Genomic DNA, 11,198 nt, shown 5'->3' on the forward strand with positions numbered 1-11,198 from the left:
GCACGCGCTCCGGCCCCCGGGACCGCCGCCGAGACGCCGAACCCACCCGCCCGCCGACACGGAGAACCCCGCGCCCCATGGAACGCCGCACCATCACCCCCCGCCCCGGCTGGCAGCAGACCGTCGAGCGGCAGGGGCTGATCTACCCGCTCACCCGCCACCCCGACGACTCCCTGCGCCCCTACTGGGACGAGAGCGCCTACTACGCCTTCTCGCTGCCCGAGGTGGAGGCGCTGGAGGAGGTCGTCGAGGAGCTGCACGCCATGTGCCTGACGGCCGCCGGTCACATCGTCGAGCGGGGACGCTTCACCGACCTCGGCATCGACGACCCCCGGGTCGTGGCGGCCGTCTCCGAGGCCTGGCACCGGCGCGGCGAACTCCCCTCCGTCTACGGCCGTTTCGACCTCCGCTACGACGGAACGGGCCCGGCGAAACTCCTCGAGTACAACGCCGACACACCGACCTCGCTGGTCGAGGCCGCCGGCCCGCAGTGGTTCTGGATGGAGGACCGCTTCCCCGGCGCCGACCAGTGGAACTCCCTCCACGAACGCCTCGTCGCGGCCTGGAGGAAGCAGGCCGCCCTCCTCCCGCCGGGCAGCCCGCTCCACTTCGCGCACTCCGCCGAGGACGAACTCGGCGAGGACCTGATGACGGTCGCCTATCTGAAGGAGACCGCGGAGCAGGCGGGACTCGACACGGACTGGATCTCCATGGAGGAGATCGGCTGGGACCCCCTCTCCGGCCGCTTCGTCGACAACCGGCTCGGGTTCATCCGCGCCTGCTTCAAGCTCTATCCCTGGGAGTGGCTCACCACCGACGCGTTCGCCGGTCATGTCCTGGACACCCTCGACAACGGCGGCGGCACCGGCACGACCCTGTGGATCGAGCCCGCCTGGAAGATGCTCCTCTCCAACAAGGCCGTCCTCGCCGTCCTCTGGGAGCTCTACCCGGACCACCCGAACCTCCTCCCCGCCTACCTCGACGGCCCCCGTGAGCTGGCCCGTACGAACGGCTACGTCGCCAAACCCCTGCTCGGCCGCGAGGGCGCCGGTGTGACGATCCACGAACCCGGCGCCGCCCCCGCCGTACGCGAAGAGGCCTGCTGCTACCAGGAGCTGGCACCGCTCCCGTCCTTCGACGGCAACCGTGTCGTCCTCGGCGCCTGGGTCGTCGAGGACGAGTCGGCGGGCCTCGGCATCCGGGAGTCCTCGGGCCCGGTCACGGACGAGTACGCCCGCTTCCTGCCCCACGTGATCCTCTGACCGTCGACCGGGGAGGCCCCCGCCGGGCCCAGTTCCTACGCGCCCAGTACGGCCCGCAGCTGGGCCAGACCCCAGTCCAGGTCCTCCTCGGTGATGACCAGCGGCGGGGCGATCCGGACGGTGACCCCGTGGGTGTCCTTGACGAGGACACCCCGGTCCATCAGCTTCTCCGAGATCTCCCGGCCCGTGCCGTACGCCGGGGCGATGTCGACGCCCGCCCACAGCCCGCGCCCGCGCACCGCGGTGACATGACCGGAATCCTTCAACAGACCCAGTTCACGGTGCAGATGCTCACCGAGCTCGGCGGCCCGCCGCTGGTACTCGCCCGACCTCAGCATCGCGATCACCTCCAGGGCCACCGCGCAGGCCAGCGGATTCCCGCCGAAGGTCGACCCGTGCTCCCCGGGCCGGAACACCCCCAGCACCTCGGCGCTCGACACCACCGCCGACACCGGCACCACTCCGCCGCCGAGCGCCTTCCCGAGGACGTACATGTCCGGCACCACACCCTCGTGCTCGCACGCGAACGTACGGCCGGTGCGCCCCAGCCCCGACTGGATCTCGTCCGCGACGAACAGCACATCGCGCTCCAGCGTCAGCTCCCGCACGGCCGGCAGGTAACCGGCCGGCGGCACCAGCACCCCCGCCTCGCCCTGGATCGGTTCCAGCAGCACGGCCACCGTGTTCTCCGTGACCGCCGACCGCATCGCCGTCAGGTCCCCGTACGGCACGATCTCGAATCCCGGTGTGTACGGGCCGAAGTCGGCCCGCGCCTCCGGGTCCGTCGAGAAACTGATGACCGTCGTCGTCCGCCCGTGGAAGTTGTTGCCCGCGACCACGATCTTCGCCATCTCGGCCGGGACGCCCTTGACTCGATACCCCCACTTGCGGGCCGTCTTCACCGCCGTCTCCACCGCCTCCGCCCCGGTGTTCATCGGCAGCACCATCTCCATGCCGCACAGCGAGGCCAACTCCCGGCAGAAGTCCGCGAACCGGTCGTGGTGGAACGCCCGCGACGTCAGCGTCACCCGGTCGAGCTGCGCCTTGGCCGCCTCGATCAGCCGCCGGTTGCCGTGGCCGAAGTTCAGCGCCGAGTATCCGGCCAGCATGTCGAGGAAACGGCGCCCCTCGACGTCCGTCATCCAGGCCCCGTCCGCCGTCGCCACGACGACCGGCAGCGGGTGGTAGTTGTGCGCGCTGTGCTCGTCGGCCGAGGCGATGTACGCCTCCGTCGTCTCCCTGGCATCCATGGTGGTCATGGGATCTCCGTTCTCCGGCCTCTTTCCTATCGTCGCTCGCATGGTGGACCGGGGACCCCGGTGATCCGGCGCGCCCGGTAGGCTGGCCGGCGGGGCCGTGACTGGCGCGCTGGGATGGGATCGACCATCGGGGAGCGGCACCCGCGCTGTGGCTTCCCCGGGGCGATCCCGGACCTCTGGACGGAGAAGCAGGCCGTTGTGAGGGGCCCGGACCGTCCGGGCGAGGAGTCGTGGCAACCGAGTGCCGTGCGCCTGGGCCGACCCGTGAACGCTGAAAGCAACGTCCGGAGGCCGTCATGCCAGAGCCCCTTTCCACCGAGTCCACCGCCTTCCGCAGCGCCCTCGACGTGATCCGGGCCGTGGAGCCCCGTGTCGCCGACGCCATCGGCCAGGAGATCGCCGACCAGCGCGACATGCTCAAACTGATCGCGTCCGAGAACTACGCCTCCCCGGCCACCCTGCTGGCCATGGGCAACTGGTTCAGCGACAAGTACGCCGAGGGCACCGTCGGCCGCCGCTTCTACGCCGGCTGCCGCAACGTCGACACCGTCGAGGCCCTCGCCGCCGAGCACGCCCGCGAACTGTTCGGCGCCGAGCACGCCTACGCCCAGCCGCACTCCGGCATCGACGCCAACCTCGTCGCCTTCTGGGCCGTCCTCGCCGCCCGCGTGGAGGTCCCGGCTCTTGCCAAGGCCGGCGTCCGCAACGTCAACGACCTCTCCGAGGCCGACTGGGCCGAACTGCGCCAGGCCTTCGGCAACCAGCGCATGCTCGGCATGTCCCTGGACGCCGGCGGCCACCTCACCCACGGCTTCCGCCCGAACATCTCGGGCAAGATGTTCGACCAGCGCTCCTACGGCACCGACCCCGCCACCGGTCTCATCGACTACGAGGCCCTGCGCGCCTCCGCCCGCGAGTTCAAGCCGCTGATCATCGTCGCCGGGTACTCCGCCTACCCCCGTCTGGTGAACTTCCGCGTCATGCGCGAGATCGCCGACGAGGTCGGCGCCACCCTCATGGTCGACATGGCGCACTTCGCCGGCCTGGTCGCGGGCAAGGTCCTGACCGGCGACTTCGACCCGGTCCCGCACGCCCAGATCGTCACCACCACCACGCACAAGTCGCTCCGCGGCCCGCGCGGCGGCATGGTCCTGTGCGACGAGACCCTCGCCGAGCAGGTCGACCGCGGCTGCCCGATGGTCCTCGGCGGACCGCTTCCCCACGTCATGGCCGCCAAGGCCGTCGCGCTCGCCGAGGCCCGCCGCCCCGAGTTCCGCGACTACGCCCAGGCCGTCGTCGACAACTCCCGCGCGCTCGCCGAGGGCCTGATGCGCCGCGGCGCCACACTGGTCACCGGCGGCACGGACAACCACCTCAACCTCATCGACGTGGCCTCCTCCTACGGCCTGACCGGCCGCCAGGCCGAGTCCGCCCTGCTCGACTCGGGCATCGTCACCAACCGCAACGCCATTCCCGCCGACCCGAACGGCGCCTGGTACACCTCCGGCATCCGCATCGGCACGCCCGCGCTGACCACCCGCGGGCTCGGCGCCACCGAGATGGACGAGATCGCCGGTCTGATCGACCGCGTCCTGACCGCCGCGGAGGCGGGCACCACCGCCAAGGGCGCGCCCTCCAAGGCGCAGCACGTCCTGGACGCGAAGATCTCCGACGAGATCGCCCACCGCGCGAGCGACCTGCTCACCGGCTTCCCGCTCTACCCGGAGATCGACCTCGGCTGACGCACCGCACCGGGGCCGGATCCGTCCGGCCCCGGACCGGGGGAGGACACCCCCTAGACCTCGACCAGCTCCGCGCGGACCTCGACCAGCTCCGCGCGCGGTTCCCGCAGCGGTTCGGCGTTCACCCGGCGGACCTTCGCGCGGCGGATGAACCACGTGGCCCCGGCGCCGAGGGTCAGGCCCGCCACGAGTCCGGGCAGCGCCCACGCCGCCGGGTCCGGCGCCACCCGGACACCGGACGCGCCCGACCCGGAGCCGAACAGTTTTCCCTCCTGCGTGAGCTGGCCGAACACCGAGAGCGGCGCCCGGTGCCAGCGGAAGTCGCCGCCCACCAGGTCGGGAGCCAGATCCGACCGCACCCACGGCGCGCCGTCCGCGGTGAGGAACACCTGGTCCTGGCGCTCGATGGCGACGTCACCCCCGGCACCCGTGACTCCCCAGATCACCGTGACCTCAGGAACGGGAAGGTGGCCGTCCGCCCACTCGTCGGGCGTCTTCTTCGGCCCCTCGTACCGGGGGGACAGCAGCCGCCACAGCCGTCCGAAATCCGGATCGCCGCTGTGCAGGGTGGTCGTCCGTCCCGTGTCACCGGCGACGGTCAGGACGATGTCCGGGCTGTCGCCCGAGGAGCCCTGCGCGGCGTACTCCGCGCTCTCCCGGACCGCCGACGCGACCATCGGCGTGTTCGCCGCCGGTCCGGCCAGGGCGGACGGTGCCGCCGAGACCACCGCCGCGGCGGTCGCCCCCAACGCCCCCATCACCGTGACCAGTTCACGAAGCCCGCACATGGAACCCCCAAACGGCCGACGCAGAGCCGGCCCGCACACCGTTGTGCCAATTTCTGGGTGCGCCGACGGACCCGCCGGGGTTCCCCTCGACGGCGACGTCCGAGCAGCGCTCCGCCCTGCCGAATCCGGCTACCTGGGCGGATCGGCATTGTTAAGCGCCCATGACGCCGAAAGCACCCCCTCCAGGCAGAACGTCACCTCACCGTTGCACTTCCATGACGGCGAGTGTTCGAAAGGCGCTCAGGTGAGCGAAACGGTCACCGTCTGTGCTGCCGAGCCGAGGCTCGGAGGGCACGGTTTCCCGGAGCCGCGGCTCCGGCCCGCGTGGGTCGCATCTCTTTCCGGCCAGTTCCGGAGCGGGCCCCGGCACCTGAGAGAATGGTGAACATGGCCTCTGACAGTCCTCGCGTGCTCTCCGGAATCCAGCCCACGGCAGGCTCGTTCCACCTCGGCAACTACCTCGGCGCCGTCCGTCAGTGGGTGGCGCTCCAGGAGTCCCACGACGCGTTCTACATGGTCGTCGACCTGCACGCGATCACGATTCCGCAGGACCCCGCGGACCTGCGTGCCAACACCCGGCTCGCGGCGGCGCAGCTCCTCGCCGCGGGACTCGACCCCGAGCGCTGCACGCTCTTCGTCCAGAGCCATGTCCCCGAGCACGCGCAGCTCGCCTGGGTGATGAACTGCCTCACCGGTTTCGGCGAGGCCTCCCGCATGACCCAGTTCAAGGACAAGTCCGCCAAGCAGGGCGCCGACCGCGCGAGCGTGGGCCTCTTCACGTACCCGGTCCTCCAGGTGGCGGACATCCTGCTGTACCAGGCCCACGAGGTCCCGGTCGGCGAGGACCAGCGCCAGCACATCGAGCTGACCCGCGACCTCGCGGAGCGTTTCAACGGCCGCTTCGGCGACACCTTCCGGATTCCCAAGCCGTACATCCTCAAGGAGACGGCGAAGATCTTCGATCTCCAGGACCCGTCGATCAAGATGAGCAAGTCGGCGTCGACGCCGAAGGGCCTCATCAATCTGCTCGACGACCCGAAGGTGACCGCCAAGAAGGTCAAGAGCGCGGTCACCGACACGGACACCGTCATCAGGTACGACGCGAGCGCCAAGCCGGGTGTCAGCAACCTGCTGACCATCTACTCGACGCTCACCGGCACGGGAATCGGTGAACTGGAGGAGAAGTACGCCGGCAAGGGCTACGGTGCGCTGAAAACGGACCTCGCCGAGGTCATGGTCGACTTCGTGACGCCGTTCCGGGAGCGCACCCAGCAGTATCTGGACGATCCCGAGACGCTCGACTCGATTCTGGCCAAGGGTGCCGAGAAGGCGCGCGCCGTCGCCGCCGAGACGCTCTCCCAGGCGTACGACCGGGTCGGATTCCTGCCCGCCAAGCACTGACGGCCGAGGCCACCGCGGTATGCGGGGCCGCGCCCGGCCCTCCGGCGGCGGCACGGCCCCTACCACACCACCTTCGGCAGTCAGTACGAGACGAGCGCGACACTCCTACACACGCCGATTGCGGGTCATACCGCCGTACAGTCGAAAGCCGGGGGCGGGCCGAGAGATCGTCCCCCTCCCGCGCAGCACCACCGAACAGCCCTGACCATCGACAACGACAGGAGACGACGTGGGGACCGTAACGATCGGTGTGTCGATCGCGGTCCCGGAGCCTCACGGCAGCCTGCTCCAGGAGCGGCGCGCGGGCTTCGGCGACCCCGCGGCTTGCTGCATTCCCACGCACGTCACCCTGTTGCCGCCGACCGAGGTCGAGGAATCGGCGCTGCCCGCGATCGAGACGCACCTCGTCGAGGTCGCGGCCGCCGGGCGCCCGTTCCCGATGCTGCTGTCCGGCACCGGCACCTTCCGCCCCCTGTCACCGGTCGTGTACGTCCGGGTCGCCGAGGGCGCCGAGGCCTGCACCCGGCTCCAGAAGCAGGTCCGGGACGTCTCGGGTCCCGTCGCCCGCGAGCTCCAGTTCCCGTACCACCCGCACGTCACCGTGGCCCACGGCATCGACGACGAGGCGATGGACCACGCCTTCGAGGCGCTCTCCGGGTACGAGGCCGGGTGGCCCTGCACCGGCTTCGCCCTCTACGAGCAGGGTGCCGACGGCGTGTGGCGCAAGCTCCGCGAGTTCGCCTTCGGCGGCGCCGTGGTGCCCCCGCAGGCCACCTCGCCCGAGCGGGACACCACACTTCCGGCGCTCTGACGGGCGCGGAACGTCAGAGCGGCAGCCGCCTGAAGACCGCGCGCGGCGTGTGCCGCAGCGCGGACATGACCATCCTCAGGGCCCCCGGCACCCACACCGTCTCCGAGCGGCGCCTCAGCCCCAGTTCGATCGCCGCGGCCACCGCCTCCGGGGTGGTCGACAGCGGTACCTCGGGCAGATGGGCCGTCATCCGCGTACGGACGAATCCGGGGCGTACGACCATGACGTGCGCGCCGGTGCCGTGGAGGGCATCGCCCAGGCCCTGCGCGAAGGCGTCCAGGCCCGCCTTGCTGGAGCCGTAGATGAAGTTCGAGCGGCGGGCGCGTTCGCCCGCGACCGAGGACAGCACCACCAGGGAGCCGTGCCCCTGCGTCTGCAGCGCCCGCGCGCACACCAGACCCGAGGACACCGCGCCCGTGTAGTTGGTCTGCGCGACCCGGACCGCCGCGACCGGCTCCTTCTCGTCCAGGGCCTGGTCGCCGAGCACCCCGAAGGCCATCAGCACCACGTCGATGTCGCCCTCGGCGAAGACCTTGCCGAGCACGGCCTCGTGGGACTCGGGATCGAGGGCGTCGAAGGCGAGGGTACGGACGTCCGCGCCGAGCCGGCGCAGCCGCTCGGCGGCCGCTTCCAGAGCGGGGGCCGGCCGTCCGGCGAGCCACACCGTGCGGGTCCGCCGGGTGATCAGCCGGCGCGCCGTGGCCAGCGCGATCTCGGACGTGCCGCCGAGGACCAGCAGGGACTGGGGGATACCGAAGGCGTCCTTCATGACAGCGAGCTCCTAGAGACGGGGAACCGGAGGGGCGGGCGGGAACGGGCGCGCTGCGGGCCGGGAACGGCGCCGGGGCCCTCTACAGGCCGAGCCGGCGGGACAGGTCCGAGGTGAAGACCCCCCGCGGGTCCAGCTCCTGGCGCAGCGACCGGAACGCGCCGAGCCGCGGATACATGACGTCCAGCAGCTCGGGCCGCAGCCGCGCGTCCTTGGCGAGGTACACGCGCCCTCCGGCCTGCGCCACCTCCTCGTCCAGTTCGTCGAGGAAGGCGCCGAGGCCCGGCAGGCCCGCCGGGATGTCCAGGGCCAGGGTCCAGCCGGGCACGGGGAAGGACAGCCAGCCAGGATCGCCCTCTCCGAAGCGCTTGAGGACGGCGAGGAAGGACGGGCAGCGGCGTTCGGAGATCCGCCGCACGATCCGCCGCAGGGTCTCCTCCCGGCCGTGTCCGACGACGAACTGGTACTGGACGAAGCCGCCGCGCCCGTAGACCCGGTTCCAGTGCGGCACCCCGTCCAGGGGATGGAAGAAGGCCGGGATCGGCTGGAGTTCACCGGTCCGCAGGCGGGGCGCCCTGCGGTACCAGAGTTCGTTGAAGAGGCCGACCGTCGTCCGTCCGAGGAGCCCTTCGGGCACGAAGACGGGGGCGGCCGGGAGGCGCGACGGGCGGAACGCCAGCGGGTGTCTGCGGGCCCGCGGGGGGAGCGCGTCCAGCGGCGCGTGCTCGCCGCGGGTCAGGACCGAGCGCCCCGTCCCGGCCCCGCGCGCGAGGAGGTCGATCCAGGCCACCGAGTAGCGGTACCGGTGGTCGGTGGCGGTGAGGCGGGCCATCAGGTCGTCCAGGTCCGCCGCGCGTTCGGTGTCGACGGACATCAGGGCGGTCTCCACCGGCTGGAGGCGGACGGTCGCCGTCAGGATCACGCCGGTCAGGCCCATGCCGCCCGCCGTGGCGTCGAACAGCGGGGTGCCGGGTCCGACCGTCCGGATCTCGCCGTCCGCCGTCAGCAGCTCGAAGGACAGGACGTGACGGGCGAAGGAGCCCGACACGTGGTGGTTCTTGCCGTGGATGTCCGCGCCGATCGCGCCGCCCACGGTCACATAGCGGGTCCCCGGCGTCACCGGCACGAACCAGCCGAGGGGGAGCAGGACCTCCATGAGCCGGTGCAGGGACACCCCCGCGTCGCACCGGACCGTGCCGCCGCCCGCGTCGATGGCGTGGATCCGGTCCAGGCCCGTCATGTCGAGCACCGCCCCGCCCGCGTTCTGCGCGGCGTCGCCGTAGGCCCGTCCGAGCCCCCGGGCGATCCCTCCCCGGACCCCGCACTCCCTCACGGCGGCCGCCGCCTCCCCGTAGGTGCGCGGACGGACCAGACGGGCGGTGGTCGGGGCGGTGCGGCCCCAACCCGTGACGGAGACGGAGTCGGCAGGCATGACCGTGACCGTAGCGCCGCCGAGGGTGCACAACGGGGCAATCTATCCAGCGCTCCCGGCTCCTCACCGAAATGGGTGATTAATGGGATGTCGTCCAAGATTGCCGTAGTTCTGCGACCACTCCCTAGAAGAGTGGGATCGCATGGACGACCTTGACGACCGCGACGAGATGGATCGGCGGCCTGACGGCACGGACCGTCCACCGGACGACATCGACCGTCCGCCTGACGGCATGGACCGCCGGGTGCTGTCCGTACTCCACGCGTACGGCGGGTACCCGCGGGTCGCGGCCGTCGCACGCGCCCTGTCCTGGAGCGGGGAGCACGGCGCCCTGTGGCTCGCGGCGGGGCTCGCCGGGGCGGCCGCCGACCGTGGGCGGCGCGGCGCGTGGCTGCGCGCGACGGCGCTCACCGCCGGCGCGCACCTCGCGAGCATGGGGGTGAAACGGATCGTGCGCCGCCCGCGTCCCACGCACGTGGCACCCCTGGTGAGAACGGCGGGACGGCACTCCTTCCCCAGCTCGCACGCGGCCTCCGCCACCGCCGCGGCGGTCGCGTACGGCGCGCTCGGCGCGTACGCCGTCCCGCCGCTCGCCGCCGCGATGTGCCTCTCGCGCCTCGTCGTCGGCGTCCACTACCCCACGGACGTCGCCGCCGGCGCGGCCCTGGGCGCCGCGGCGGCCGGACTGGGCGCCCGCTGGATCGGGGCGGGCCATGGCTGAGCGTACGGCGCTTCTGGAGCGCGCCCCGGCCCTCGCCCCGCCGCCGCGGAGCCTGACCGGGCTGCTGCGGGGGCTCGTCAGGACCGCGCGTCCCCGCCAGTGGGTGAAGAACGTGCTCGTCGTGGCCGCCCCGGCCGCCGCCGGCCGGCTCTTCTCGCTGCACGCCCTCAGCCAACTCGCGCTGGTCTTCCTCCTGTTCACGGCCTGTGCCGCCGCCGTGTATCTGATCAACGACGCCCGGGACGCCGTCGCCGACCGCGCCCACCCGGTGAAGCGCCACCGCCCGGTCGCCGCGGGCCAGGTCCCCGTCCCGGCCGCGTACGCCGTCGGCGGCGTCCTCGGGGTCCTCGCGCCCGCGACCGCCGCCTGGTTCTGCTCGCCGGCCGTCTGCGCGCTGCTGACCGCGTACATCGGCATGCAGCTCGCGTACTGCGTGAGCCTGAAGCACGTGCTCGTCGTCGACCTCGTCGTCGTCACGACCGGGTTCCTGATGCGGGCCATGATCGGCGGCCTGGCCCTCGGCATCCCGCTCTCGCGCTGGTTCCTGATCACCACCGGCTTCGGGGCGCTGTTCATGGTCTCGGCGAAGCGCTACTCCGAGGCCGTGCAGATGGCGGGCACGGCGGGCGCCACGCGCGCGCTGCTCACCGAGTACACGACCGGCTACCTGCGGTTCGTGTGGCAGCTCGCCGCCGGGGTCTCCGTCCTCGGCTACTGCCTGTGGGCCCTGGAGGAGGGCGGAGTGCCGAGCACCGGTCTGCTGCCGTGGCGTCAGCTGTCCGTGGTCGCCTTCATCCTGGCCGTCCTGCGCTACGCGGTCTTCGCCGACCGGGGCACGGCGGGCGAGCCGGAGGACGTGGTCCTGAGCGACCGTCCGCTCGCCCTCATCGGCCTGGTCTGGCTGGCCATGTACGGACTCGCCGTGGCGAACTGGTGAGCGTCACCGAGGACCGGCCCGGTCCCGGTCTCCTCGCCGGGCGCGGGCCGGACACCGGGGCGCCGGATGCCCCGGG

Annotated in this window: 10 protein-coding genes; 6 read left to right on the plus strand and 4 right to left on the minus strand. The window is 72.1% G+C overall.

All coding sequences use genetic code 11. The features are described 5' to 3' along the window. The first annotated feature begins 77 nt into the window (after positions 1 to 77). Positions 78 to 1,262 (plus strand): glutathionylspermidine synthase family protein, encoded by a 1,185-nt coding sequence (locus tag OG410_RS25685; RefSeq protein ID WP_329301315.1) that lies wholly within the window; start codon positions 78 to 80, stop codon positions 1,260 to 1,262. Positions 1,263 to 1,297: 35 nt separating this feature from the next. On the opposite strand, the gene rocD is transcribed toward OG410_RS25685, so the two are convergent. Continuing rightward, positions 1,298 to 2,512 (minus strand): ornithine--oxo-acid transaminase, encoded by a 1,215-nt coding sequence (gene rocD, locus OG410_RS25690; protein WP_443062320.1) that lies wholly within the window; start codon positions 2,510 to 2,512, stop codon positions 1,298 to 1,300. 305 nt (positions 2,513 to 2,817) lie between these two features. Here rocD and OG410_RS25695 point away from each other — a divergent pair, with 305 nt between their 5' ends. Beyond that, complete coding sequence (locus OG410_RS25695; RefSeq protein ID WP_329301316.1) at positions 2,818 to 4,263, plus strand: glycine hydroxymethyltransferase; 1,446 nt, start codon at positions 2,818 to 2,820, stop codon at positions 4,261 to 4,263. Positions 4,264 to 4,316: 53 nt separating this feature from the next. Here OG410_RS25695 and OG410_RS25700 read toward each other — a convergent pair whose 3' ends face one another. Continuing rightward, the gene (locus OG410_RS25700) at positions 4,317 to 5,051 is read right to left on the minus strand and encodes a hypothetical protein (protein WP_329301317.1); all 735 of its coding nucleotides are present in this window, start codon (positions 5,049 to 5,051) and stop codon (positions 4,317 to 4,319) included. Between the two features lie 387 nt (positions 5,052 to 5,438). Between OG410_RS25700 and trpS the strand changes: the two genes are divergently transcribed. After that, entirely contained in the window at positions 5,439 to 6,452 is a 1,014-nt protein-coding gene (gene trpS, locus OG410_RS25705) for a tryptophan--tRNA ligase (protein ID WP_328671030.1), read from the plus strand. A 229-nt stretch (positions 6,453 to 6,681) separates the two neighbouring features. After that, the gene (locus tag OG410_RS25710; protein ID WP_329301318.1) at positions 6,682 to 7,263 is read left to right on the plus strand and encodes a 2'-5' RNA ligase family protein; all 582 of its coding nucleotides are present in this window, start codon (positions 6,682 to 6,684) and stop codon (positions 7,261 to 7,263) included. A gap of 13 nt (positions 7,264 to 7,276) precedes the next feature. Here the strand turns inward: OG410_RS25710 and OG410_RS25715 are convergent, their stop codons facing one another. Beyond that, entirely contained in the window at positions 7,277 to 8,032 is a 756-nt protein-coding gene (locus OG410_RS25715; protein WP_329301319.1) for a decaprenylphospho-beta-D-erythro-pentofuranosid-2-ulose 2-reductase, read from the minus strand. Between the two features lie 82 nt (positions 8,033 to 8,114). Continuing rightward, a complete protein-coding gene (locus OG410_RS25720) occupies positions 8,115 to 9,464 on the minus strand; it encodes an FAD-binding oxidoreductase (protein WP_329301320.1) in 1,350 nt (449 codons plus the stop codon). A 169-nt stretch (positions 9,465 to 9,633) separates the two neighbouring features. Between OG410_RS25720 and OG410_RS25725 the strand changes: the two genes are divergently transcribed. Further along, a complete protein-coding gene (locus OG410_RS25725; RefSeq protein WP_443063906.1) occupies positions 9,634 to 10,185 on the plus strand; it encodes a phosphatase PAP2 family protein in 552 nt (183 codons plus the stop codon). Continuing rightward, positions 10,178 to 11,122, plus strand: a complete 945-nt coding sequence (locus OG410_RS25730) for a decaprenyl-phosphate phosphoribosyltransferase (protein ID WP_329301321.1) — start codon at positions 10,178 to 10,180, stop codon at positions 11,120 to 11,122. Before OG410_RS25725 ends, OG410_RS25730 begins: the two co-directional genes overlap by 8 nt. Positions 11,123 to 11,198 lie beyond the last annotated feature (76 nt).

Source organism: Streptomyces sp. NBC_00659, assembly GCF_036226925.1.
Taxonomy (GTDB): domain Bacteria; phylum Actinomycetota; class Actinomycetes; order Streptomycetales; family Streptomycetaceae; genus Streptomyces.

Coding starts and splice junctions, on each gene's coding strand:
- rocD (WP_443062320.1), bottom strand. CDS start 2,512: ATGGATGCCAGGGAGACGACGGAGGCGTACATCGCCTCGGCCGACGAG.
- OG410_RS25700 (WP_329301317.1), bottom strand. CDS start 5,051: ATGTGCGGGCTTCGTGAACTGGTCACGGTGATGGGGGCGTTGGGGGCG.
- OG410_RS25695 (WP_329301316.1), top strand. CDS start 2,818: ATGCCAGAGCCCCTTTCCACCGAGTCCACCGCCTTCCGCAGCGCCCTC.
- OG410_RS25720 (WP_329301320.1), bottom strand. CDS start 9,464: ATGCCTGCCGACTCCGTCTCCGTCACGGGTTGGGGCCGCACCGCCCCG.
- OG410_RS25715 (WP_329301319.1), bottom strand. CDS start 8,032: ATGAAGGACGCCTTCGGTATCCCCCAGTCCCTGCTGGTCCTCGGCGGC.
- OG410_RS25725 (WP_443063906.1), top strand. CDS start 9,634: ATGGATCGGCGGCCTGACGGCACGGACCGTCCACCGGACGACATCGAC.
- trpS (WP_328671030.1), top strand. CDS start 5,439: ATGGCCTCTGACAGTCCTCGCGTGCTCTCCGGAATCCAGCCCACGGCA.
- OG410_RS25685 (WP_329301315.1), top strand. CDS start 78: ATGGAACGCCGCACCATCACCCCCCGCCCCGGCTGGCAGCAGACCGTC.
- OG410_RS25730 (WP_329301321.1), top strand. CDS start 10,178: ATGGCTGAGCGTACGGCGCTTCTGGAGCGCGCCCCGGCCCTCGCCCCG.